The sequence below is a fragment of the Sphingobium sp. genome, from assembly GCF_036170395.1.
Taxonomy (GTDB): Bacteria; Pseudomonadota; Alphaproteobacteria; order Sphingomonadales; family Sphingomonadaceae; genus Sphingobium.
This window is the reverse complement of record NZ_JAVHPD010000059.1, coordinates 128,028-153,882: the sequence shown is the minus strand read 5'-3', so window position 1 is coordinate 153,882 and position 25,855 is coordinate 128,028. Positions and strand designations below refer to the sequence as shown.

General features: G+C 67.0%; 17 protein-coding genes. 12 read left to right on the top strand and 5 right to left on the bottom strand.

All coding sequences use genetic code 11. From position 1 onward, the window contains the following. The 3 genes from V2B31_RS15520 to V2B31_RS15510 form a co-directional block, all read right to left on the bottom strand. A partial coding sequence (locus V2B31_RS15520) for an amidohydrolase family protein (RefSeq protein ID WP_328280108.1) occupies positions 1-612 on the bottom strand: 612 nt, incomplete at its 3' end. Then, complete coding sequence (locus V2B31_RS15515) at positions 609-1,574, bottom strand: NAD(P)-dependent oxidoreductase (RefSeq protein ID WP_328280106.1); 966 nt, start codon at positions 1,572-1,574, stop codon at positions 609-611. The genes V2B31_RS15520 and V2B31_RS15515, both read right to left, overlap by 4 nt. Positions 1,575-1,638: 64 nt before the next feature. Continuing rightward, positions 1,639-2,790, bottom strand: coding sequence for a LysR substrate-binding domain-containing protein (locus tag V2B31_RS15510; RefSeq protein ID WP_328280104.1), 1,152 nt, complete (start codon positions 2,788-2,790; stop codon positions 1,639-1,641). Between the two features lie 109 nt (positions 2,791-2,899). Here V2B31_RS15510 and ligK point away from each other — a divergent pair, with 109 nt between their 5' ends. From ligK to V2B31_RS15495, 3 genes are all read left to right on the top strand, one after another. Further along, positions 2,900-3,574, top strand: coding sequence for a 4-carboxy-4-hydroxy-2-oxoadipate aldolase/oxaloacetate decarboxylase (gene ligK, locus V2B31_RS15505; RefSeq protein WP_328280102.1), 675 nt, complete (start codon positions 2,900-2,902; stop codon positions 3,572-3,574). A gap of 81 nt (positions 3,575-3,655) precedes the next feature. Continuing rightward, complete coding sequence (locus tag V2B31_RS15500; RefSeq protein WP_328280100.1) at positions 3,656-4,708, top strand: 4-oxalomesaconate tautomerase; 1,053 nt, start codon at positions 3,656-3,658, stop codon at positions 4,706-4,708. Between the two features lie 88 nt (positions 4,709-4,796). After that, complete coding sequence (locus tag V2B31_RS15495) at positions 4,797-5,672, top strand: amidohydrolase family protein (RefSeq protein ID WP_328280097.1); 876 nt, start codon at positions 4,797-4,799, stop codon at positions 5,670-5,672. A gap of 165 nt (positions 5,673-5,837) precedes the next feature. Here the strand turns inward: V2B31_RS15495 and V2B31_RS15490 are convergent, their stop codons facing one another. Continuing rightward, positions 5,838-8,777 carry a TonB-dependent receptor plug domain-containing protein gene (locus V2B31_RS15490; RefSeq protein WP_328280095.1) on the bottom strand — a complete coding sequence of 980 codons (2,940 nt, stop codon included), beginning with the start codon at positions 8,775-8,777 and terminating at the stop codon, positions 5,838-5,840. Positions 8,778-9,078: 301 nt separating this feature from the next. Here V2B31_RS15490 and V2B31_RS15485 point away from each other — a divergent pair, with 301 nt between their 5' ends. Beyond that, positions 9,079-10,326, top strand: a complete 1,248-nt coding sequence (locus tag V2B31_RS15485) for an MFS transporter (RefSeq protein WP_328280094.1) — start codon at positions 9,079-9,081, stop codon at positions 10,324-10,326. Further along, the gene (locus tag V2B31_RS15480) at positions 10,323-11,951 is read left to right on the top strand and encodes a glycoside hydrolase family 43 protein (RefSeq protein WP_328280093.1); all 1,629 of its coding nucleotides are present in this window, start codon (positions 10,323-10,325) and stop codon (positions 11,949-11,951) included. Before V2B31_RS15485 ends, V2B31_RS15480 begins: the two co-directional genes overlap by 4 nt. Here V2B31_RS15480 and V2B31_RS15475 read toward each other — a convergent pair. Continuing rightward, positions 11,912-12,958, bottom strand: a complete 1,047-nt coding sequence (locus tag V2B31_RS15475; protein WP_328280092.1) for a LacI family DNA-binding transcriptional regulator — start codon at positions 12,956-12,958, stop codon at positions 11,912-11,914. The genes V2B31_RS15480 and V2B31_RS15475 overlap by 40 nt on opposite strands. A 284-nt stretch (positions 12,959-13,242) precedes the next feature. On the opposite strand from V2B31_RS15475, the gene V2B31_RS15470 reads away from it, so the two are divergent. The 7 genes from V2B31_RS15470 to V2B31_RS15440 all read left to right on the top strand — a co-directional run bounded on the left by V2B31_RS15470 (position 13,243) and on the right by V2B31_RS15440 (position 25,741). After that, on the top strand, positions 13,243-14,883 hold the full coding sequence (locus V2B31_RS15470; RefSeq protein WP_328280090.1) for a carboxylesterase/lipase family protein: 1,641 nt from the start codon (positions 13,243-13,245) through the stop codon (positions 14,881-14,883). A 20-nt stretch (positions 14,884-14,903) separates the two neighbouring features. After that, entirely contained in the window at positions 14,904-15,890 is a 987-nt protein-coding gene (locus V2B31_RS15465; protein ID WP_328280088.1) for a glycoside hydrolase family 43 protein, read from the top strand. Positions 15,891-15,977: 87 nt separating this feature from the next. After that, entirely contained in the window at positions 15,978-17,624 is a 1,647-nt protein-coding gene (locus tag V2B31_RS15460; RefSeq protein WP_328280086.1) for a glycoside hydrolase family 43 protein, read from the top strand. A gap of 11 nt (positions 17,625-17,635) precedes the next feature. Further along, positions 17,636-19,195 carry a glycoside hydrolase family 43 protein gene (locus V2B31_RS15455; protein WP_328280084.1) on the top strand — a complete coding sequence of 520 codons (1,560 nt, stop codon included), beginning with the start codon at positions 17,636-17,638 and terminating at the stop codon, positions 19,193-19,195. Continuing rightward, entirely contained in the window at positions 19,192-21,525 is a 2,334-nt protein-coding gene (locus V2B31_RS15450; RefSeq protein ID WP_328280082.1) for a glycoside hydrolase family 95 protein, read from the top strand. Before V2B31_RS15455 ends, V2B31_RS15450 begins: the two co-directional genes overlap by 4 nt. Next, positions 21,522-23,417 carry an NPCBM/NEW2 domain-containing protein gene (locus V2B31_RS15445; RefSeq protein WP_328280080.1) on the top strand — a complete coding sequence of 632 codons (1,896 nt, stop codon included), beginning with the start codon at positions 21,522-21,524 and terminating at the stop codon, positions 23,415-23,417. The genes V2B31_RS15450 and V2B31_RS15445 overlap by 4 nt, the downstream gene beginning before the upstream one ends. Positions 23,418-23,428: 11 nt before the next feature. Continuing rightward, positions 23,429-25,741 (top strand): glycoside hydrolase family 127 protein, encoded by a 2,313-nt coding sequence (locus V2B31_RS15440; RefSeq protein WP_328280078.1) that lies wholly within the window; start codon positions 23,429-23,431, stop codon positions 25,739-25,741. The last annotated feature ends 114 nt before the right edge of the window (positions 25,742-25,855 follow it).

The window sequence follows — 25,855 nt, the reverse complement described above, 5'->3', positions numbered from 1 at the left end:
CTGCATGAAGGCGATCGTGTCGGCCGCGATATAATAGCCGCCGGTCGCGTGCATCGCGGGATTGCAGCTGCCCGACACATGGATCATCGCCGGCACGTCCAGCTCGACCATCTTCTCGTAGAAAGGATACCAGTAGCGATCGGTCAGCGGCGGGTGGGTGAAATGCCCGCCGCCCGGATCGGGATTGAGGTTGCAGCCAATGAAGCCCAGTTCGGTGACGCACCGCTCCAGCTCGGCGATGCTGTTGCTCATGTCGGCCTTGGGCGACTGGGGCAACATGCACACGCCGACGAAGGTCTCGGGGAACATCGCCACCACCCGCGCGATCAGGTCGTTGCAGCGGATCGCCCACGCCTTCGCCACATCGGCGTCGCCGACATGCGGGGCCATGGCCGAAGCGCGCGGCGAGAAGATGGTGAGGTCCGCACCGCGCTCCTTGATGAGGCGCAACTGGTTCGCCTCGATCGTCTCGCGGATTTCATCGTCGCTGATGTCGGGATAAGGCGGGCAGGGTGTGCCAGCCTTGAACGCTGCCTTCTGTTCCTCACGCCAGGCGTCATGCCCCTTGGGAAGCACCGTATAGTGGCCGTGGCAGTCGATAATCAGGCTCATAGCTCCACTTTCGCCTTGTCGTCATTCCCGCGCAGGCGGGAATCCATCTCCGGCCTATCCACCGGCTCGACGGTCGGGAGATGGATCCCCGCCTGCGCGGGGATGACGGAAAAACACTCCAACTTCCCCGCCAGCCCCTCCGGCACCACCTTCACCCCCAGCGCGCCGATCGCCCGCTGCCGCGCGACCGTGCCGCGCGTCATCGCGGCGCCGGTGCCCAGGCCATCGAGCGTCTTCACCACTTCCTCCATCTCCACCGCGCGGCGCAGCCCATGCACCAGCATCCGGTCGAGATTATAGTCGGCGCGTTCCACCCATGTTCTGGGCTTCTCGCTGGCGTCGAGCGAGGCGAGCACCTCGTCCAGCACGCCCGCCGCACCCGCCGCCAGCACGCATTCGGCGGTCAGCGCCTCCAGCCCCTTGACCATCACAGACCGGATCATCTTGATCGCCGACGCGCGGCCCACCGCGTCGCCCACGATGCGACTATTCGTGAAGCCCAACGCCGCCAGCCGCGCCTGCGCCGCATCTGCCCGCCCGCCGCTCAGCAGCAAGGGCACCGAGAGCCTCGCCGGATAGACCGGAGCCATCACCGCCGCATCGACATATTGGCCGTCCGCCGCCTCGATCGCCCGCGCCGCCGCCTGCTTGGTCTGCGGCGCGACGCTGTTCATGTCGCAATAGAGCGTGCCCGGCGCGATCAGCCCGGCGGCCTGTTCGGCGACGGCGAGCGCCTGGTCGGCTGTCACCAATGACATGAGCAACGGCGCAGCGGACCCCACATCGGCCAGCGCGCTTGCGCCTGTCACGCCTGCCGCTGCATAGGCCGCCAGCATCGCGTCGCGCGTCGCCGGATCGTCGGTCTTGCGGTCGAACACATGACACAAGCCGGCCCAGCCGCCGGCGATCGCGAAGGTCGACCCCGCCTCGCCAAATCCGATCAGGCCAACATGCGTCTCCATGCGCCGGGGCATGACTCAGGACGCGGGCGACCGCCAATCATATCCGCCGCCCGTCCATAAGAATTTACGAACTCATCTCTCGCGCGGCCGCCTCGACCGCTTCGATGAACGCCCGTTGCAGCCGGGTCGGCCGCCACGCGGCGCGGGTGGACAGGCCGATGGTGCGGCTGATCGCGCCGGGCGCGGGACCGATATCGGCGAGCAGCCCCGCCTCCACCTCCAGCGCAAGCTGATCGTAGGACAGCAACGTCAGATAATCGCCGCCGACCAGCAATTGCCGGATCGTCATCACCGATCCGCATTCGATCGGCACGGCAGGCAGCGCGCCGCCCAGATCGGCGAACATCGCTTGCCACAGCCGCCGCAGCGGCGTCCCCTCCGGCGGCAATATCCAGGGATAAAGGCGCAGCGCATCCGCATCCCAGCCGCTCGCCAACGGATGTCCCCGCCGCGCGAAGATCGTCGGCCGATCCTCCAGCAAGGGCCTCTGCATGAGGTCGCTGGCCAGCGCCGGATCGCGCAGCGCGCCGATCATCATGTCGATCTCCCCGTCGCGCAGCGGCCCGACCAGCTCGGCATAAGCGCCCTCATACACGCTGATATCGACCTGCGGCATGATGGCGCGAAAGCGGGCGATGGCGTCGGGCAGCAGCCGCGCACGCGACCAGGGCATCGCGCCCACCAGCACGCGCCCGCCCGCTTCGCCTCTCAGCTCGGCGATATCCTCCAGCCCCTGCCGCAACTCCGCCTGCGCCAGCCGCAGCCGCTGCGCCAGCGCCACCCCCGCCTTGGTCAGCGCCACGCCCCGCCCGCGCCGATCGACCAGCCGACTCCCCACCGCCAGCCCCAGGTCGCCGACCGCGCGATGCAGCGATGGCTCCGCAATGCCCGTCGCCGCCGCCGCCGCCGCATAGGAACCCGCGCGCGCCAGCGCCACCAGCGCGCGCATCTGCGCCGCCGTCACCCGGTTGCTGCCGATCAGCCGCAGCGCCACCTCAATGCGCGGCTTCAGGCGCAGCGCGGCCTCCAGCGGCGTCATCCCGCCCGGCCCCCGCGCGAACAGGGGCACGCCGATCTGCGCCTCCAGCTTGGCGATGCCCTGCGTCACCGCCGGCTGGGTCAGGTTGACCGTCCGCGCGGCGAGGCTGACGCTCCCCTGCTCCACCACGGCGACCATGGCGGCGAGGTGACGGATATTGAACTGATCGGGCTGCATCGCCCATGCTTACCAAAAATTTATGGCCCCGCGCCAGTTCGCATTGGCGGCCCATACCGCCTCGGGTCATGTCAGCCTGCACGATTTTGCGGAACTAAGGAGCAGCAGCATGTCCGGCGTCGTCGTCCAGAATATCGAACGGGCGGATCTCGCCATCGTCGACGGGCTCGCCAGATGCGGCGTCGCGACGGTGCATGAGGCGCAGGGCCGCACCGGGCTGCTCGCCCCCTATATGCGCCCCATTTATGCCGGCGCGCGGATCGCGGGCACCGCCGTCACCATCTCTTCGCCGCCGGGCGACAACTGGATGGTGCATGTCGCGATCGAGCAACTGAAGGAAGGCGACGTGCTGCTCCTCGCCCCCACCAGCCCCTGCACCGACGGCTATTTCGGCGATCTGCTCGCGACCTCGGCCCAAGCGCGGGGATGCCGTGGCCTCATCATCGACGCGGGCGTGCGTGACGTGCGCGACCTGACGCAGATGAACTTCCCGGTCTGGTCGAAAGCGGTTCACGCGCAGGGCACGGTCAAGAATACGCTCGGCAGCGTCAACGTGCCGGTCGTGTGCGCGGGCGCCTATGTGACCCCCGGCGACGTGGTGATCGCCGACGATGACGGGGTCTGCATCGTGCCGCGCGCCGACGCCGCCGCTGTGCTCGAAAAGGCGCAGGCCCGCGAAGCCGCCGAGGAAGCCAAGCGCGTCCGCCTCGCCGCCGGCGAACTGGGTCTCGACATCTACAATATGCGCACCCGCCTGGAAGAAATGGGCCTCAAATATGTCTGACGTCCCCCTCCCGTTCGGTTCGAGCTTGTCGAGAACCCAGCGCGCCGTTCTCGACAAGCTCGAACCGAACGGAGGTGTGGCATGACCCAAGCCCGCGTCATGTGGATGCGCGGCGGCACGTCGAAGGGCGGCTATTTCCTTGCGCAGGATCTGCCCGCCGACACTGAAGCCCGCGACGCCTTCCTGCTGCGGATCATGGGATCGCCCGACCCGCGCCAGATCGACGGCATGGGCGGCGCGGACCCGCTGACCAGCAAGGTCGCGGTGGTCCGCAAGTCCGAGCGCGAGGGCGTGGATGTCGATTATCTCTTCCTCCAGGTCTTCGTGGACAAGGCGGTGGTCAGCGACGCGCAGAATTGCGGCAATATCCTGGCCGGCGTCGGCCCCTTCGCCATCGCGCGCGGCCTCGTGCCAGCGCAAGACAGCGAGACCCGCGTCGCCATCTACATGGAAAATACCGGCCAGATCGCCATCGCAACGGTCCAGACGCCCGGCGGCATCGTCCGCTATCATGGTGACGCAAGGATCGACGGCGTCCCCGGCAGCGCTGCACCCGTCCCGCTCGAATTTCGCGACACCGCCGGCTCCTCCTGCGGCGCGCTGCTGCCGACCGGCCACGCCTTCGACGAGGTGGAAGGCGTGCGCGTCACGCTGATCGACAATGGCATGCCCTGCGTCGTCATGAAGGCAGCCGATGTCGGCGTCACCGGCTATGAGGATCGCGAGACGCTGGACAAGGACAGCGCACTGAAAGCCCGGATCGAAAAAATCCGCCTTGCCGTGGGCGAAAGGATGAACCTGGGCGACGTGACCGACAAGTCGGTACCCAAGATGATGCTGGTCGCTCCGCCCCGCAACGGCGGCGCGGTCACGGTGCGCAGCTTCATCCCGCATCGCGCCCACGCCTCGATCGGCGTGCTCGGCGCAGTCAGCGTCGCGACCGCCTGCCTGATCGAAGGCTCGCCCGCCGCCGAGGTCGCCGTCATCCCCGAAGGCCGCCGCAAAACGCTCTCGGTCGAGCATCCGACCGGCGAGACCACCTGCGTCATGGAACTGGACGAGGACGGCGCGGTGACAAGCGCGGCGATGCTGCGCACCGCGCGCAAATTGATGGATGGCGTTATCTTCAGTTGATCCGTTCGGGCTGAGCCTGTCGAAGCCCCTTCTTTGTCTTTCAGAAGAAATGCCCTTCGACAGGCTCAGGGCGAACGGAGTTCGAGATATGACTCGCATCACTAGCTGGCACGGCAACCCGTCCAGGCCCCGCTACACCCCGCCCGCCGGCGCGATCGACGCGCATTGCCATGTGTTCGGGCCGATGGCGCAATTCCCCTTCAGCGCGAAGGCGAAATATCTCCCCGAGGACGCCGGTCCCGACATGCTGTTCGCCCTGCGGGACCATCTGGGCTTCGCCCGCAACGTCATCGTCCAGGCGAGTTGCCACGGCACCGACAATGCCGCGACGCTGGACGCCATCGCCAAGTCCGGCGACAAGGCGCGCGGCGTCGCGGTGGTCGATCCGGCGATCCCGGAGGCCGATCTCGTCGCCCTGCACGAAGGCGGGATGCGCGGCATTCGCTTCAATTTCCTGAAACGCCTGGTCGACGACGCGCCCAAGGACAGGTTCCTCGACGTGGCCAAGCGCCTGCCCGCCGGCTGGCATGTCGTCATCTATTTCGAGGCGGACATATTGGAGGAGCTGCGCCCCTTCATGGACGCAATCCCCGTGCCGCTGGTCATCGACCATATGGGCCGCCCCGATGTGACCCAGGGACCGGACGGCGCGGACATGAAGGCGTTTCGCGCGCTGCTCGATTCGCGCCCCGACATCTGGTTCAAGGCGACCTGCCCCGACCGGCTCGATCCCAGCGGCGATCCGTGGGATGCCTTCGCAAAGGCCGTCGCGCCGCTGGTCGCCGACTATCCCGACCGCGCGCTCTGGGGCACCGACTGGCCCCATCCCAATATGCAGGATGCTATTCCCGATGACGGGCATCTGGTCGACATGATCCCCCGGATCGCGCTCACCGAGGCGCTCCAGCGCAAGCTGCTGATCGACAATCCGATGCGGCTCTACTGGCCGGAGGAACGGGGCTGATCGGGGGCGAGAAGAAGGGGGAGAGGCAGCGGGCGAGCGCGGCAGGGAGGATCAGCGCCGCGCTTGGCCCAAATCCGGCAAAGCGTCTGACGAGAGCCTCTCCCCAGTAGGAACCTAAAAAAGTGCCGGGCCGATCCGCGAAGGACCGGCCCGGCGAGGGGAGGATCAGAATTTGAACCGCACGCCGCCGCGATAGGTCCGGCCCAGCGCGTCGTAGAGCGCGGGGTTGGAGAAGATGTGGACGATCGCCGGATCGCGATCGAACAGATTGTCGACCTTGAAGTAAGCGGTGATCTGCGGCGTGATATTATAGGTGCCGCCGACGTCCATGTAGAAGGCGCCGGGGATCTGATTGTCCTCGGGGCTGATCGTCTGGTTGTTGCCGGTCGAAATCGGGCAGCTGCCCGCCTCGCACTCGACATAATTGTTGCTGATGACGCCGTCGCTGAACCAGCGCTCCTGCAGGAAGAAGGAGAATTGGTCATTGGAATAGCTCTGCTGCGCCATCCACTTCCAGTCCGGCGTCGCGCCCAGATTCTGCCCAGCCTGATCGTTGGGGATGGTGCCGGGAAGCCCCGTGTCGCTGATATATTTGGCGACATGGGTCGCGAGCGCCCGCAGCGTCAACGTGCCGGGCAGGCCCAGCGGATTGCGCCACTGATAGCTTGCCTCGATGTCGAAGCCTTCGGTCTTGATCGACGCGAAGTTGAACGACTGCACATTGATGAAGTTCGGCCCGTTGGGGTTGTTGAGGTTGAACGAGCCGCAGGTCTGCGGGAGGATCTGCGTGAAGCAATAGTTCACGATATCACCCGCGCCCAGGCTGCCGATCACGTCGTCGATCTTGATCTTGTACCAGTCGAACGAGGCGCTGAAGCCCGGCAGCCAGGAGGGATTGTTCAGCGAGATGCCCGCCGTCGTGTTGCGCGCGATTTCCGGCGTCAGTTCCGGGTTGCCGACCGTATATTGCAGCGCCAGCACGTTGCGGTTGTTGAACGGATCAAAGAAGTTCGGCAGCGTCGTCGTGACGGGCGCGGCGAACAGCTCCGACAGGTTGGGCGCACGGATGTCGCGCGAGGTGACGCCGCGCAGGCGGAAGCCGTCGATCGGCAGTTCCCAGGTGCCGCCGATCTTCCAGGTCCACACCGTCCCCGACGTGGAATAGTCGGTCATGCGGGCGGCCGCGTTGATGTTGGCCTTGCCCGCGCCGTCCGAATTGATGACGGGCACATCGACTTCGACATAGCCCTCCTTCACATTATAGACGCCCCGGCCATTGCGATAATTGCCCGCATACCAGTTGACGCCGTCCGCCAGCAGCGCGGGATCGGCCGGATAATCCTCGTTGAACGGGGTATTGGTGCCACCCGCGCCATAGGGGTCGGCGCGGACGCGGTAGAATTCCCGCCGATATTCGCCACCGAACGCGACCGACACCGGCCCGGCCCAGGATTCGAAGGGCTGGCCCGAGAAGTTGAGGCTGATGACGTCCTGCGTCTGCTTGGTGCGCTGATAGGGTCCGTTTTCGGGCTGGACATAGCGCAGCGCGGCTTCCGACGGGTTGCCGCCGATGATGTTGAGCGGCTGGCAGCCATTGGCGCGCGCGACGGGATCGCGGCACACGATCACGCCGTTCAGCGTAATCGCGTCGATCGCCCGGTCGAACCGGCGCGACAGCAGGATATTTTCGACATCGATGTCGGTGTAGTTGATGCCATGCTCATAATAGAGGTCGTAGTTCCAGTCGCTCCCGGCCACCGGCACTTCGCCCTTCGCGCCCGCGACGAAGCGATATTGGCGGCGGTTGGTATAGACCTGCGTATTGCCGAGCGCGGCGTTGCTGGTGCCGTAGCGGAACTGGGTGATGCCCGCCGCCGCGCACTGGTCGCGCACGATCTGCGGCACGAAGGGATTTTCGCACTGGATGGTCAGGTTCGGCCGGTTCTGGCCGTTGATCGGCTGGTTGTTGGTCTTCACCTGGCCGACATTGACCGTCACATAGACTTCGTTGTTGGGCGCGAAGTCGTAGCCGAGGCGGCTGTAGATGTTGAAGCGCTCGATCGCCGACTTGATCGACCGGCCCGAATCGACATTGCCCGACACGTCGCCGCCCTGGCAGAAGCCGAAGTCGCAGCCGATCACCGTGCCCGCCGCGTTGCGCGCCGGCACGCCGTTGGAGCCGTACTGGAACTGGAACGGCTGGCCCGACTGGTCGAACGCGATGCCCTGGAGCGGGCCGGCGGTAATCAGGCCATATTTGGTGAAGCCGATCGACTGGGCATAATCGCGCAGCACCAGCTGCGGATTGCCGTCATTGGTGATGTTGCGGTTGACCAGGGTGCGCTGAATGAACCAGTCGCGCCCACCGGCGAGGCCAATGCCGAACGGGCCGGGGCCAACGCCCGCCTCGTCGCTATATTCGCCGCTGACGATCAGGTGGACGGTATCGTCGGCGAAGCTCTTGCCGCCGGCGAGCTGGACCAGCACGGTCTCGTCATCGCCATAGTCGGTGATGCTGCCCTGGATATTGCCCTTCAGACCCTTGAAGCGGGTGTCGGTGATGAAGTTCACCACGCCGCCGACCGCGTCGGACCCGTAAGAGGAGGACGCGCCGCCATTCACCACATCGACGCGCTGGATCAGCAGCTGGGGGAAGAGGCTGATGTCGGGGGTGCCGTTGACGTTCGCGCCGACGACGCGCTGGCCGTCGAGCAGCGTCAGGGTGCGGATCGCGCCCAAGCCGCGCAGCGAGAAGGCGCTGAGGCCCTGCGCGCCCGAGGAGGTGCTGAAGGTGTTGGTCTGCGTGCCGCTCGACCCCTGGAGCGAGGGGAGCTGCGCGATGGTGGTGAAGATATTGGGCTGCGCGTTCGCCTGGATCAGCGTTTCGTCGACCACCGTGGTCGGCGTCGGCGCGGTATAGCCGCTCGCCTTGATGCGGGAGCCGGTGACGATGATATCGGGGGCGTCGGCGGGCGCCTGCGGCGGCGCCGCCTGCGGCTCGACCTGGGCGAAGGCGGGCGCGGCCAGCAGCGACGCCGACAGGGCGGCGAGGCTCGCCATCGTGCGGCGCGCGTTCAGTGCATTATGGATAGGAAATCGTGGCATCCTGCTCTCCCCAATATCGTCGTTCGGTTGTGACCGTGGCGGGTGACCCATCGGGTTCCGCCACCCCTTCGACTGTTGTAACAGCGACTCGACATAAACATCGTTAGCGCTAACAACGCCTATTGCTAATCGTGCGCAACATTGTCAATAGTCGGACAAGAGGAATTTGGTGGGTGGGTGAAAAGGTGAGAGGATGCACCTCAAGCTGCGAGAGCAGCGGGCATGGTCGGCCGCATCGCGGCGGGCCTGAAGTCGCGCGCGCCTTCCCTCGCCAGGCTGTTTACGTTATCGGTCCGCGCCCGTGACTAAGCGTGGCATCCCCAAATTGCGCTGGGCCATCATCGCCCTGTTCGTGGGCGCGATGGTCATCAACTATCTCTCCCGCTCGGTGCTGGGCGTCGCCGCGCCCGTGATCCTCACCGAACAGGCGATCAGCAGCGTCGAATATGGCTGGATCACCGGCGCCTTCCAATTGGGCGTCATGCTCCAGCCGCTCGCCGGCTTCTTCCTCGACAGCGTGGGCCTCAAGATCGGCTTCACCCTCTGCGTCGCGGCCTGGTCGCTCGTCACCATGGCGCATGGGCTGGTGCATGGCTGGTTCGGCTTCGCCGCGCTGCGGGCGCTGCTCGGTCTTGCCGAAGGATCGGCCCAGCCCGCCGGGCAGAAGCTCGTCGCCACCTGGTTCCCGGCGAAGGAGCGCGGCCTCGCCGGCGGCATCTACAATATCGGCGCATCGTTCGGCGCGGTGTTCGCGCCCCCGCTCGTCGCCTGGGCGGTGATGGTGCATAGCTGGCGGCTCGCCTTCCTCGTCGCCGGCGGCATCGGCCTTGTCTGGGCGCTGCTCTGGTTCTTCTTCTACGACAATCCCGCCCGCCACCGCCGGCTCACCCCGCAGGAACGCGAGCATATCGAGAGCGGGCAGGAAGCCCGGCTCGCCGCCCGCGCCGCCAAGCCCTCGATCCTCGCCCTCGCCCGCCGCCGCGATCTCTGGGGCATAGCGCTCCCGCGCCTGCTCGCCGATCCGGTCTGGGGGATGCTGTCCTTCTGGATGCCGCTCTACCTCGCCCGCGTGCGCGGTTTCGACCTGACGCAGATCGCGCTCTTCGCCTGGCTCCCCTTCCTCGCCGCCGACCTGGGCTGCCTGTTCGGCCCGGCGGTCGTCGCCTTCCTCCAGCGGCGCGGAATCGCGCTGATCGACGCGCGCCGCTGGGCCTTTACGCTGGGCGCGGTGATGATGACCGGCATGGCCTTCGTCGGCATGGCGACCAACCCCTATGCCGCGATCGCGCTCCTGTGCCTCGGCGGTTTCGCCCACCAGACGCTGTCCGTCACGGTCATCACCATGGCGTCCGACCTCTTTCCCCGCAACGAAGTCGCGACCGCCGCCGGCATGGCGGGCCTCGCCGGCAATCTCGGCGTCCTGCTCTTCTCCGTCTCGCTCGGGCAGATGGTCGACAGCGTCGGCTATGAGCCCTTCTTCATCCTTCTCGGCGTGCTCGACCTGGTCGGCGCGGCCCTTCTCTGGACCCTGGTTCGCAAGCCCGCATGACCGACATAGCCAACCCCATATTGCGGGGCTTCAATCCCGATCCGTCGATCGTCCGGGTGGGCGACGATTTCTACATCGCGACCTCGACCTTCGAATGGTATCCGGGCGTCCAGATCCACCATAGCCGCGACCTCGTGCACTGGCGCGTGATCGGCCGGCCGCTCGCCCGCGCGGCGCAGCTCGACATGCGCGGCGATCCCGATAGCTGCGGCGTCTGGGCGCCCGATCTGACCCACGCCCATGGCCGCTTCTGGCTCGTCTATACCGACGTGAAGCGCTACGGCACGACCACGGTGAACGGCGCGCGCGGCGTGTCGCTGCGCGACTTTCCCAATTATCTCGTCACCGCCGAGACGATCGACGGCCCCTGGTCCGATCCGGTGCATCTGAACAGCAGTGGCTTCGACCCCGCCCTCTTCCACGACGATGACGGGCGGAGCTGGCTCGTCAACATGCGCTGGGATCATCGCCCCGGCCGCGGCCGCTTCGCCGGCATCGAGGCGCAGGAGCTGGACCGGGCCACGCTGGCGCTGATCGGGCAGCCGCACCTGATCTTCCCCGGAACCGAGCGCGGCTTTACCGAAGGCCCGCATCTCTACAAGCGCGACGGATGGTATCATCTGCTCGTGGCCGAAGGGGGCACCGGCTGGGACCATGCGGTCGTGATGGCGCGGTCGCGCGACCTGCTCGGCCCCTATGAAGTCCACCCCGACGGTGCGGTGCTGACAGCCGCCGGCTGCCGGCAGAGCGCGATCACCCGCTCGGGTCATGGCGATCTGGTCGAGCTGGCCGACGGCACGCCTTGGCTCGCCTATCTCTGCGGCCGCCCGCTGCCCGGCCGCGAACGCTGCGTGCTCGGGCGCGAGACCGCGATCCAGCCGATGCGCTGGGGCGAGGATGGCTGGCTCCGCACGGTCGCCGGAGACGCCCGGCCCGATCCCGCGCCCCCCGCCCCGCCGCTGCCGCCTGCGCCCTGGCCTGCGGACGAGTGGGACGGCCGCTTCGACGGCCCTGACCTGCCGCCAGACTTCCAATGGCTCCGCACCCCCCGCCCCGAACGGCTGTTCAGCCTGACGGAACGGCCCGGATATCTACGCCTCTACGGCCGCGAAACGGTCGGCAGCCTGTTCGAGCAGGCGCTGGTCGCGCGGCGGCAGCAGCATTTCCGCTACACCGCCACCACCCGCCTCGATTTCAGCCCGAAAAGCTACCAGCAGGCCGCCGGCCTCGTCTGCTATTATAACAGCACCAAATTTCACTATCTGCTGGTCAGCGCCGAAGCTGGCGCGCGCACCCTCTCGATCATGACCGCCTCGCCCGAAGCCGAGGAAGCGGTCACGCTGGAGGAGGTCTGCACCCTTCCCGACGGGCCACTGGAGCTGCGCGCCGAGGTCGATGGGGACACGCTGCGCTTCGCCTGGCGGGCCAACGGCGAATGGACGGTCCTGCCTCACATAATCGACATGAGCATCCTGTCGGACGAAGTGACTGTCCCCGGCCTTCCCAATTTCACCGGCACCTTCGTCGGCATGGCGTGTCAGGATCTGTCGGGCATGGGCACGCCGGCCGACTTCGCCTGGTTCCGCTACGAACCGCGCGACGCCCCGATCGGCGCCGCCGACTGACGCGCCACGATCCGATGGTCGAGGATCATCTCGCGCGGCACCCGCGACTTGCCGCCGCGCGCCGCGATCTCGGCAATGAGCAGCCCCAGCGCCTCGCTTGCCAGCTGCCGCACCGGCTGGTGCACGGTGGTGAGCGGCGGCCATAAAGTGACGGCGGCGGTGGTATCGTCGAACCCCACCACCGCCAGTTCGCCCGGCACGTCCAGATGGCGGCGGTGCGCGACCGATACGATCGCGGCGGCCATATCGTCGTTGCTCGCGAAAATGGCGGTCGGCGGCCGCTCGGTGCTCAGCAATTGTTCCCCCGCGACCAGCCCCGACGCATAGGTGAAATCGCCCTGCGCCACCTGCACCTCGACCCCGCCGGTCTCGCGCACCGCGGCGTAGAATCCCGCCATCCGCTCGGCGCTCGCCGCCTGGTCCGGGTTGCCGAGCACGAAGCCGATGCGGCGGTGCCCCAATTCCAGCAGATGGCAGGTCATTTCATAGGCCGCCGCCCGATCGTCGATCCGCACGCTGATCGTTTCGGGCGACTGGTAAGCGCCGACCGCCGCCATCGTCACCCCTGCCTCGCGCAGCACCCGCAGCACCTCGGGCGCTTCGCCCAGCGGCGGCGCGAGCAGCACGCCGCTCAGCCCCGATCCGATCAGATCCTCGACCTCCTGCGTCGATGGCGGCCGCCCGCCCTCGCCCTTCAGCAGCACCAGCCGCGCGCCGCGCGCGGAGGATTCCTCCAGCACCCCGGTCAGGAATTCGCTCATGAAGGCGGCGCTGGGATTGGAATAGATGATGCCGATCCGCAATTCGCTCGACGTCACCAGGCTGCGCGCCGCGACATTGGGCGTATAGGCCAGCGCCTTGATCGCTTCCTCGACGGCCGCGCGCGTCTCCGCGCTGACCCCGCTGCGGCCGTTGATGACGCGCGAGACGGTCATGGAAGAGACGCCCGCCCGCGCCGCCACATCGACGATCGTCGCCCCGCGCACCGGGCGATCCTGCTTCTCCATCTATCCCCCGAATCTCGAGGCAAAACCCCGAAAGTCTGCCCTAAGTCACCTCTGCCCCGCCGCAAAGAGACCAAAAGGGCGTATCCCACGTCCACTTCCGCATCGGCCCAAATCGAGACGCGCCGTTCCTCGCCATCTTTGCCTCACCAAGACGCTGGCCGCCATTTATTTGTTGGACTATTGACCCTCTTTCTCGATCGTATAGGATAGGATTTCGAGACTGGCATTGAGCCAGCGGACCAATCACAGGAAGGGGAAAGCGGATGACGGGCAGCAGAGCAGCCATGGACAGGCGTCAGGCTTTACTGGCCTCCTCGCTCGGCGCAGCCGCCGCTTTCCTCCCCGGCCAAGCCGCCGCAGCCGCCCCCGCGCGCCGCGCCGCTGCCGCCGGCACCTGCACCACGCCGCTGAGCGCCATCGCCAAGACCCGCTACGGCCCGGTGCGCGGCTATGTCGCGGGCGACGTTTTCACCTTCAAGGGCGTGCCCTATGGCGACGACACCGGCGGGGAAAATCGCTGGCTTCCCGCCAAGCCGCCCAGGCCCTGGACCGATCCCTATCCCGCGCTCGCCTATGGCGCGAACTGCCCGCAGACGCTGCACAGCTTCCGCGCCAAGGAACATACCTTCCTCCAGCAATGGACCGACGGTTTCCTGGGCGAGGATATGCTGAAGCTCAACATCTGGACGCCTTCGCTGTCCGGCAACCGCCCGGTGATGGTCTATTTTCACGGCGGCGGTTTCGCCTTCGGCTCCTCCTACGAGCTCGCCTCGCATGACGGCGCGCAGATGGCGCGGCATCATGACGTGGTGCAGGTATCGATCAACCATCGTCTCAACGTGCTCGGCTTCCTCGACCTCGCCGAAGTCGGCGGCGACGCCTATGCCGAATCGGTCAATGTCAGCATGACCGACTGCATCGCGGCGCTGCGCTGGGTGCGGGAAAATATCGCGGCGTTCGGCGGCAATCCCGACCGGATCATGATCTACGGCCAGTCGGGCGGCGGATCGAAGGTGACGACGCTCATGGGGATGCCCTCGGGCAAGGGCCTTATCCACCGCGCCGCCGCCATGTCGGGCGGCGGCGGCAACATCCCTAGCCTTGAACAATCGCGGGACTTTTCGCGCCGTCTGGTCAAGGAACTGGGCGTCGGCCCGCGCGACATCGCCGCGCTCCAGAAGATGGACTGGGCGACCCTCTTCGCCGCCGGCAATAAGGTCGCCGAGCAGATCAACGGCCCGCGCGGCCCCGGCGGCCCGTCCACCACGCCGCGCGTGGGCTGGAACCCGACGCTCGACGGCCGGGTCATCACCGTCCGCTCCTTCTTCGACGCCGCGCCCGACGCCGCGCGCGACGTGCCCATGCTGATCGGCAACACCAGCGAGGAAGGGATGCGGTTCAGCAGCAACCCGACCGAGGCCGAATGGCGCGCGGACCTCGCCGGCCAATATGGCGCGCAGAAGGCCGACGCCCTCATCGCCCAGATGAAGCGCGATCACCCGGAGAAAGCGATCCGCACCCTCTCCTATGGCGTCGCCTCGCTCGGCTATCGCAACCGCATCCAGACGATGGTTGGCCTGCGCGACAAACAGGCGGGCGCTGCCCCCACCTACCAATATCTGTTCCAGTGGCAGTCGCCCCAGTTGGATGGCGTCGCCGGCGCATGGCACACCGCTGAACTCGCCTTCGTGTTCGATAACACCGCGCTCTGCGATCAGGGCACCGGCAACACGCCGGAAGCGCAGAAACTCGCCCGCACCATGGCCACCGCCTGGGCCAATTTCGCGCGCACCGGCAATCCCAGCCAGCCCGGCCTCGCCTGGACGCCGACCAACGCCACTCGCTGCGCGACGATGGTCTTCGACAATCAATGCCGCATGGTCGATGATCCCGAAGGCACGGCGCGGCGCATCATCCTGACCTGAACCACCGAGAGCCTGTTCCCATGCGCCGGTCGCTCCTCCCCTTCCTCGCCCTTGCAGCGCTGGCCGCGCCCGCCCTCTCGCAGGACGCCGCGCCCGGCGCGAACCCGATCATCCGCGACAAGTTCACCGCCGATCCCGCGCCTCTGGTCGATGGCGACCGCCTCTACCTCTATGTCGGCCATGACGAGGCGCAACGCGACGAGATGTTCAACATGAAGGAATGGCTGGTCTATTCCACCACCGACATGAAGCATTGGACCGACCACGGCCCGATCATGAACGTCAGCGACTTCAAATGGGCGAAGAAGGACGCCTGGGCCTCCCAGACGATCAAGAAGAACGGCAAATATTGGTTCTACGCCGCGGTCGAGCATGACAACACGCATCCCGGCAAGGCGATCGCCGTCGCCGTCTCGGCCACGCCGACCGGCCCCTTCAAGGATGCGAAGGGCTCCGCGCTCATCACCAACCAGATGACGCCCAAGGGCACGCATAGCTGGGAGGATATCGACCCGACCGTCTTCACCGACGATGATGGCACGACCTGGATCGCTTGGGGCAACCGGCAAGCCTATATCGCCAAGCTCAAGCCCAACATGATCGAGCTGGACGGCCCAATCCGCGAAATCACCCCGCCCCATTTCGAGGAAGGCCCCTGGCTGCACAAGCGCGGCAAGCTCTATTACCTCACCTACGCCTCGCTGGACCGCGCCACCCACCGCGACGAGCGCATCTCCTACGCCACCGCCACCTCGCTGAACGGCCCCTGGACCTATCGCGGCGAACTCACCGGATCGGGCAAATATAGCTTCACCATCCACGCCGGCATCGCGCAGTTCAAGAACCAATGGTATATCTTCCTGCACAATGCGTCGCTCGCTATCGGCGACCTCAACGGCGCGATCGGCCGCCGCGCGGTGACGGTCGAACGCCTCGACTATAACTCGGACGGCACGATGAAGCCGGTGGTCCAGACCGATGCCGGCGTGACCGCGCCTAAGCCATAGACTCCGACTAATGTTAGCGTTATCAAATGCAGGTCGCGCGCAAGGGCGCGGCGCTGCTGGGAGAGACTGATCGTGCCGCACCGGACTTTGCGCCTATTCGCCCTGACTTGCGCGTCCCTCTCTCTCCTGCCCGCCGCCCACGCCGCCCCCGCCCGCTTCGATGATTTCCGCTACAGCGGCCAGTCGATTGAGAAAATCGACGTGAAGCCCGGCGACTATCGCAACCCCATCCTCACCGGCTATTATCCTGACCCATCGGTGACGCGGGTGGGCGACGACTATTATCTGGTGAACTCGTCCTTCGCCCATTATCCCGGCCTGCCGATCTTCAAGTCCAAAGACCTCGTCAACTGGACTCAGATCGCCAACGCGATCGACCGCTCCGAACAGCTCGACTTCACCGGCCGCCGCATCTCCCAGGCGGTGTTCGCCCCCGCGATCAGCTTCCACGACGGCATTTTCTACATCGTCAACACCTGCGTCGAGTGCAGGGGCAACTTCATCATCACGGCCAAAGACCCCGCCGGCCCCTGGTCCAACCCCATCTGGCTGCCGTTCGAAGGGATCGACCCGTCCATCTACTGGGAGGGCGACAAGGCCTATATCGTCAACAACCGCGCCCCCAACGAGCCGCCCCGCTACAGCGGCCATCGCGCCATCTGGATTCAGGAATATGACTGGCGCGCCGGCAAGATGGTCGGCGAAAGCACCCAGCTCATCAACGGCGGCGTCGACATCAGCAAAGAGCCGGTCTGGATCGAGGGGCCGCATATCTTCAAGAAGGACGGCTATTACTACATGACCGCGGCCGAAGGCGGCACCAGCGTGAACCATTCGCAGGTCGTGTTCCGCTCGAAGGAACTGCGCGGGCCGTACATCCCCTATGAGGGCAACCCGATCCTCACCCAGCGCGATCTTGACCCCAACCGTTCCAACTTCATCGGTTCGGCGGGCCATGCGCAACTGGTCGAGACGCAGACGGGCGACTGGTGGGCGACCTTCCTCGCGGTGCGCCCCTATGACGCCGACGATCATTATAATATCGGCCGCGAAACCTTCCTGCTGCCGGTTGAATGGAAAGACGGCTGGCCCGTCATCCTCCCGCGCGGCCAGGCGATCCCCCATGCGCTGAAAGCGCCCAACCTGCCGCCGCAGCCCAAGCCGCTCATCCCCACCAGCGGCGACTTCTCCTACGTCGAAACCTTCGATGGCAAGGCGCTGCCGATGCAATGGATCGGCATCCGCACGCCCAAGACACCCTTCTACAGCCTCAAGGCCGGCGCGCTGGAATTGGAGAGCGGCGCGCCCATCGGCGACCTCGATGGCGTCCCCGGCTTCATCGGCCGCCGCCAGCAGCACGCCAACGCGACCTTCTCCACCACCCTGCGCTATGCGCCAGCCAAGGACGGTGACCGCGCCGGCCTCGCCGCCGTGCAGAGCGACCGCAGCAACCTCTTCTTCGGCCTGACCCGCATCGCCGGAAAGCCGGTCGTCGCGCTCTATACGCGCGACGATGCCGACACCGACACGCTGGTCGCCTCCGCGCCGGTCGCGACCAAAGGCCCGATCACCCTCACCATCCGCATCACCGGCGGCACGATGGCGTTCGACTATGCCGTGGGCGGCAAGCCCCGCACGCTGAAAGCCGATCTCGACGCCACGCTGCTCAGCACCAAGAAGGCCGGCGGCTTCGTCGGCACGGTGGTCGGCCCCTATCATTACACACCGTCGTGAAGGGGCGCGCCATGATCCGCGCGGCCGCCATCGCCCTCGTCGCCACGCTCGCCACCGCCGCCCCGGCGCAGGTCTGGCGCTCGGACCAGGGCGACGGCACCTACCGCAACCCCGTCCTGTTCGCCGACTATCCCGATCCGGACATCATCCGCGTCGGCGAGGATTTCTATTTCGCCTCGACCACCTTCGCCAATTCGCCCGGCGTCACCATCCTGCATTCAAAGGATATGGTGAACTGGCGCATCGTCTCCCATGTCGTCGACCGGCTCGACGGCGACCCGCGCTACGACCTGAAAGACGGCGGCGACTATCGCCACGGCTTCTACGCCGCGAGCCTGCGCCGCCACAAAGGCCTATTCTACCTCGCCGTCACGCCCGTCGGGCACAAGACCCGCATCTACCGCTCGGCGAGCATCACCGGCCCCTGGACCTACAAGGAACTCGACCGCGAAGCCTTCGACCCCGCGCTCTTCATCGACGGCGATGGCACCGCCTATCTCGGCACCTCGATCGGCAGCGACGGCACGGTCACTTTGCTGACCCTCAACGACGACCTCTCCGCCGTCACCGCCGCGAAGGTCACCTATTATAACAAGGGCGCGGAAGGATCGAAGATCGTCCGCCACAACGGCTATTATTATCTCTTCAACGCCATTCCCGGCAAGCTGGCGATGACCGTCTCGCGCGCGCGCAGCCTCTGGGGACCGTGGGAGACCAAGCCCTCGATCGACGACAAGACCGGCGGGCATCAGGGCGCGATCGTCGATATGCCCGACGGCAGCTGGTACGGCTTCGTCATGGTGGACGCGGGCGCGATCGGCCGCATGACCAACATCAGCCCGATCTTCTGGAAGGACGACTGGCCCTGGTGGGGCACGCCCGACCGGCCCGACTATGTGCCCGACCGCTCGCCCAAGCCCATCCCCGGCCACCCCTTCGCCGAACCGCCGACCTCGGACGATTTCGCGTCGCCCAAGCTCGGCCTGCAATGGCAATGGAACCATAATCCCGACGACAGCAAATGGTCGCTCAAGGAACGCCCTGGCTTCCTCCGCCTCCACGCGACCCAGGCGGACGGCATCTGGACCGCGCGCAACACGTTGACGCAAAAGGCGCAGGGACCGAAGATGCGCGCCGTCGCGAAGCTCGACACCAAAGGCATCAAGCCCGGCGATATCTGCGGCCTGGGCAACTTCGGCAAATATAATGCCCAGCTTTCGGTCGTCGGCGGCGCGAAGGGCGCGACATCGCTCCGCATGATGCTCACCGAAAGCACCAAGGACGGTCCGGTCACGCAAGTCCGCATCCCCTCCATTCCCATCAAGGGCCGAACCCTCTGGCTGCGCACCGACATGGATTTCGACACGAAGGTCGGCCGCGTCGCCTACAGCCTCGACAACGCCAAATGGACGGAGGTCGGCGGCAGCTTCCCGCTCGCCTTCGACTGGCGCACCGGCACTTTCCAGGGGCAGCAGATCGCTGTCTCGTGCTACAATCCCGCCCCGGCCGGCGGCCATCTCGACGTGGACAGCTTCACCTTGGCCGCCCTCCCCGAAGGCGTCCGTCCATGAGCCTTAGCCGCCGCGAGAGCCTCGCTGCGATGGCGGCCGGCACAGCCGCGCTCGCCACCGCGCGGCCGGCCGACGCAGCCCCCGCATCGCCCCATCCGCTCACCCTCTGGTATCGCCAGCCCGCTGCGAAATGGACGGAGGCCCTCCCCATCGGCAACGGCCGCCTCGGCGCGATGGTCTTCGGCGGCACGGCACAGGAAAAACTGCAACTCAACGAAAGCACGCTCTGGGCCGGCCAGCCCTATGACCCGGTGAACCCGGAGGCGAAGGCGAACCTGCCCAAGGTCCGCGACCTCATCTTCGCCGGAAAGATCGAGGAAGCCGAAGCGCTCGCCAACAGGACGCTGATGGCAAAGCCGCTGACTCAGATGCCCTATCAGACGCTGGGCGACCTGATCCTCGACTTTCCCGGCCTTGGGGAAAGCACCGCCTATCATCGCGACCTCGATCTCGACGCCGCGATCGCGACCACCCGCTTCACCGCAAACGGCGCGACCCACATGCGCCAGGTCGTCGCCTCCCCCGCCGAAAACATCCTTGCCGTCCGCCTCACTTCCACCGGCAAGCTGGACGTCGACATCGCCCTCCGGTCCCCCCAGCGCGAGGTCCAAGTCGCGGCGGACGGTCCCGCCGGCCTGCTCCTCACCGGCCGCAACGGCGCGTCCAAAGGGATAGAGGGCAATCTCCGCTTCGCCGCCCGCCTGACCGCGCAGGTAGAGGGCGGCCGCGCCACCCAAAGCGCCGATGGCAAGCTCAGCATCCGGGGCGCAAAGTCCGTCACCCTGCTCCTCGCCATGGCGACCAGCTTCAAAAGCGTGGAGGACATAAGCGGCGACCCCCTCGCCGCCACCGCCAACACGCTCGCAAAAGCCAAAGCCCGCCCCTTCGCCACCATCGCCGCCGACACCGCCGCCGCACACCAGCGCCTGTTCCGCCGCGTCGCGCTCGACCTCGGCAGCACGCCCGCCGCTCGGCTCCCGACCGACGAGCGCATCGCCGCCTCCCAGACCAGCGACGATCCCGCGCTCGCCGCCCTTTATTTCCACTATGCCCGCTATCTGCTGATCTGTTCCTCGCGGCCCGGTGGCCAGCCCGCCAATCTCCAGGGGCTGTGGAACGACAGCCTCAATCCGCCCTGGGGTTCCAAATATACGATCAACATCAATACGGAGATGAACTATTGGCCCGCCGAACCGGTGGCGCTGGGCGAATGTGTCGAGCCGCTGGTGCAGATGGTGCGCGAGCTTGCCGTCACCGGGGAGCGCACCGCCCGGACCATGTATGGCGCGCGCGGCTGGGTGGCGCATCACAATACGGACCTCTGGCGCGCGACCGCGCCCATCGACGGCGCGCAGTTCGGCCTCTGGCCCACCGGCGGCGCATGGCTCTGCACGCATCTGTGGGACCATTATGATTACAGCCGCGACCGCGCCTATCTGACCTCCATCTACCCGCTGCTGGCAGGTTCCGCGCGCTTCTTCCTCGACACGCTCTTGGCCGATCCGACCACCGGCTTTCTCGTGACCAACCCGTCGATGAGCCCCGAAAATCCGCATGGCCATGGCGGCACCATCTGCGCCGGGCCGACGATGGACATGGGGCTTTTGCGCGACCTCTTCACCCAGACGATCGAGGCGGCCACGATCCTCGGCACCGACGCGCCCCTGGTCGCGGACATGCGCGCCGCCCGCGACCGGCTCGCCCCCTACAAGGTCGGCGCCCAGGGCCAGCTCCAGGAATGGCAGCAGGATTGGGACGCCGACGCGCCCGAACAGAATCACCGCCACGTCTCGCACCTATACGGCCTCCACCCGTCGCGCCAGATCACGCCGGACGGCACCCCCGCGCTCGCCGCCGCCGCGCGCCGCACCTTGGAGATACGCGGCGACCGCGCCACCGGCTGGGCGACAGCGTGGCGCATCAATCTCTGGGCGCGGCTGCGCGAAGGCGATCATGCCCACGACATATTGCGCTTCCTGCTCGGCCCCGAACGCACCTATCCCAATATGTTCGACGCGCACCCGCCCTTCCAGATCGACGGCAATTTCGGCGGCGCGGCGGGCATCGTCGAAATGCTGATGGACAGCCATGGCGACATCATCGACCTTCTCCCCGCGCTTCCGAAAGCCTGGCCCGCCGGCCGCGTCACCGGCCTGCGCGCGCGCGGCCGCTGCGGCGTCGATCTCCACTGGCAGGGCGGCCGGCTCGACCGCGCCATCCTCCGCCCCGACCTATCGGGCGAGCGCACCATCCGCCTCGCCGGCAAAAGCCGCACCATCCCCCTCACGGCCGGCACGCCGGTCACGCTGACCCCCAAGGATTTCGCATGACCCTGCGCCGCTTCCTCCTCCCCCTCGCAGCGCTCTGCGCCAGCACCGCATTGTCGGCGCAACCCGCCGACCCCCTCGCCCCCACCGGCCGCTGGAGCGCCTATCAGGCCGGCAGCGCGCAGCTTCCGCCGATGGGCTGGAACAGCTGGAACGCCTTCTTCACCCATGTGGACGAGGAAAAGCTGATGGGATCGGCCCAGCGCATCCGCGACGCCGGCCTTCTGCAAAAAGGCTATCGCTTCATCAACATCGACGATGGCTGGTGGATCAAGCGCCGCACCAGCGACGCCAAGCTGATGATCCGCACCGACAAATTCCCTTCGGCGCGGATCAAAGGCGATCCGAGCTTCCGCCCGCTTACCGACCGGCTGCACGCCATGGGCTTCAAGGCCGGCATCTATTCCGACCTCGGCCGCAACATCTGTTCGCAGGCCTATGCCGACGGCAGCGAGCAGCTTCCCGAGGGCAGCGTCGCGGAGCGCGAGGTCGGCCTCTACGGCCACACCGATCAGGATATCCGCCTCTTCTTCGCCGACTGGGGCTTCGACGCGATCAAGGTCGACGGCTGCGGCATCCGCGCCTATGCCGCCGACGCCGATCGGGTGAAGAGCGGCCAGTACCGCGCCCTGCCGCCCCTCATCGACCAGCACAGCATCACCCGCTCCAACATCCCGGCGGTAAAAGCGCTCTTCGCCGACATCAACCAGTCGCTCGCCCGCCACAATCCCGATGGCGACTATATGCTCTCGCTCTGCATCTGGGGCAGCGCCAATGTGCGCAGCTGGGGCAAGGACGTGGGCAACATCTCCCGCACCAGCGACGACATCTCGCCCGACTGGGGCCGGATGCTCACCAATTATGACAGCGCCGCCCGCCGCGCCTTCTATGCCCATCCGGGCGGCTGGAACGATCCCGACATGCTGTTCATCGGCAAGGGCGATTTCGACGCGAACCATTTGACCGAAGCGCGCTCGCATTTCTCGCTCTGGGCGATGATGAACGCCCCGCTGCTGATCGGCGCGGACCTGCGGACGACGCCTGAGGAGCTGATCGACATTTTCGGCAATGCCGACATCATCGCGCTCAATCAGGACGCGGCCGGCAATCAGGCGGTGATGGCCTTCGACGCGGACGGCTTCCAGATCCTCGTCAAGACGCTTGCCGATGGCGACAAGGCGGTCGCCCTGTTCAATCGCGGCCTCGCCCCGGTGAACGCGACGCTGACCGCCGAGCATCTCAAATTCCGCGCCGACCGCCCGATCGCGCTCGCGAACCTGTGGACCGGGGACAAAAGCAGCTTCACCAAGGACATGAAGCTGACCGTCGCCCCGCGCGAGACCGTCGTGTTCCGCGCGAAAGGCGACCGCACGCTGGCGGACGGCCTCTACCTCTCCGAACAGCCCGGCATGGTGAACCCGGCGGCGGACGGCGTCGTCCAGCCCGAACCCGATCCCACCATCTACCGCTCCATCCCCAACTGGCGCGGCACGCGCGGCATCGGCGAGCGGCCCATGTATGCGGGCTGGGGCGGCGCGATGGCCGACTTCACCCCCTACAACCAGCCGCTCGTAATCGCGGGTAAGACCTTCACCTCCGGCATCGGCATCCTCGCCAACAGCCGGCTGGAGGTCCGCAACGCCGGCTTCGCCCGCTTCACCGCGCAGGTCGGCGTCGACGACAGCGCGCTGACCGCCGACCAGCCAGTGCGCTTCACCCTCTATGGCGACGGCAAGCCGCTCGCCAGCACCCCGCCGCTGCGCCGCGGCCAGCCCGCGCAAGCCATCACCGCCGACGTCAAGGGCATCAAGCTGCTCGAACTCGTCGCCCGCGCCGATGGCGTCACGACCAACGCCGTCCCCGTCACCTGGGGCGAGGCCGCGCTGCTGCGCTGAGAGGACCGACGATGCAGCCCTTTCTCACCCGCCGCCACATGCTCGCCACCGCGAGCCTGCTGCCGCTGCTCCCCGCCCTCGCCCGCGCCGCCACGCCGCAGCGAGTCGCCCCGGTCCCGGCGCGCCATGTGACGCTTAAGCCCTCCCCCTTCGCCGACGCGATGGCGGCCAACCGCCGCTATCTCCTCTCGCTCGACCCGGAACGGCTGCTCCATAATTTCTACCTCTCCGCCGGCCTTCAACCCACCGCCCCCCTCTATGGCGGTTGGGAGAAGGAGAGCATCGCCGGGCACAGCATGGGCCACTGGATGTCGGCCGTCTCGCTGACGATCGCCAATAGCGGCGATGCGGCGCTGGGCGCGGCGCTCGACCGCACCCTCGCCTCGATGCAGCGCATCCAGCAGGCGGGCGGCGACGGCTATCTGGGCGGCATGACCGTGATGCGCGACGGCAAGTCCGTCCCCGGCAAGACCGTGTTCGAGGAGCTTCGTCGCGGCGACATCCGCGCCACCTGGGAATTGAACGGCGCCTGGGTGCCGATCTACGCGCTGCACAAGATCATGGCCGGCCTCGCCGACGCGCACAGCCTTGCCGGGCGCAAGGCGGCGCTGCCGATCCTGATCGGGGTCGCCACCTATTTCGCCGGGGTGATCGATCCGCTGTCCGACGATCAGGTGCAACAAATCCTCTCGGTCGAACATGGCGGCATCTTCGAAACCTATGCCGATCTCTACGCGACCACCGGCGACTCGCGCTGGCTGGGCGTCGCCCGCCGCCTGCGCCACCGCGCCGTTGTCGATCCGCTGGTGCGCGGCGAGGACAAGCTCGCCGGTCTCCACGCCAACACGCAAATCCCCAAGATCATCGGCCTTGCGCGCCTGCACGAGGTCGGCGGCGAGGCGCAGGACGCCGCCGCCGCCCGCTTCTTCCACGCCACCGTGACGCAGCACCACAGCTATGCCGTCGGCGGCAACAGCGAACGCGAGCATTTCGGCCAGCCCGACCGGCAGGGCGAGCAACTCACCACCGCCACCTGCGAGGCGTGCAACAGCTATAATATGCTGAAGCTCACCCGCCATCTCTATGGCTGGTCGCCCAGCGCCGACTGGTTCGATTATTATGAGCGCACCCAGCTCAACCATATGCTTGCCCACCAGCGGCCCGACACCGGCCAGTTCGTCTATTTCATGCCGATGGAGGCCGGGGCCAAGCGCGACTATTCGACCGCCGAGGACAGTTTCTGGTGCTGCGTGGGCTCCGGCATGGAAAGCCACGCCAAACATGCCGATTCCATCTATTGGCAGGGCGACGGGACGCTGTTCGTCAATCTCTTCATCCCCTCGACCCTCGACCTGCCCGGCGGCCCGCGCATCGATCTGGACACGCGCTACCCGCAGGACGGCGCGGTCGCGCTGACCGTCGCCCGCCCCCCGCGCGGCGCGACCACCCTCGCCATCCGCCGCCCCGGCTGGGCGCAGAATGCCAGCCTGACGCTCAACGGCGCGCCGGTCGCCACGCCGGTCACTGACGGCTATTGGCGCATCGCCCGCAGATGGAAAGCCGGCGACCGCATCGCGCTCACCATCCCGATGACGCTGCGTGCCGAGCCGCTCGCCGGCGCGCCCGACACCTATGCCTATGTGAGCGGCCCGCTCGTCCTCGCCGCCGATCTTGCGCCCGCCGACCAGCGCTTCGACGGCCCTGCGCCCGCGCTGCTGGTGCAGGGCGAACCCCGCGCCGCCTTGGTCGCGCTCGCCGACAGGCCGCACCATTATCGCGCCACCGACGTGCTGGGGCAAAGCCACGACATCGTGCCCTTCTACCCCCTCTACGACCGCCGCGCCGCCGTCTATTTCCGCACCTTCACCCCCGATCAATGGGCAAGCGGCCGCAGCGCCTATATGGCCGCCGAGGCCGCGCGCGCCGACCTCGCCCGCCGCACCATCGACATTTTCCACATCGGCGAAATGCAGCCCGAGCGCGACCATGGCTTTACCGCCACCGGCGGGCAGAGCGGCGAATTCTACGGCAAGAAGAACCGCTCGTTGCCGGAAGGCGCGGAGATGCGCTTCACCATCGCCCGCCGCCCCGGCCCCGCGACGCTCCAGATCACCTATTGGGGCAACGACACCGGCCGCGAGATGCGGATCGTCGTCGACGGCAGCGAGATCGCGATCGAGCGCCGCGAAAAGCGGCTCCAGGGCGAATGGCTGGTGGTGGACTATCCGCTTCCGCCCACCACCGCGCCGCGATCGACCGTCACCCTCACCGGCCTCAAGGGCAAGAGCGCGATCTACGGCATCCGCAGCATAGAGACGCGCTGAGCGCGCGCGCCCTTCGACAGGCTCAGGGCGAACGGTTCATATTCAAGGCGCAACGCGCTAAGGGAACCTCATTGTTCCCCGGCGAAAGCCGGGGCCCAGAGTCCCGGACGCTGC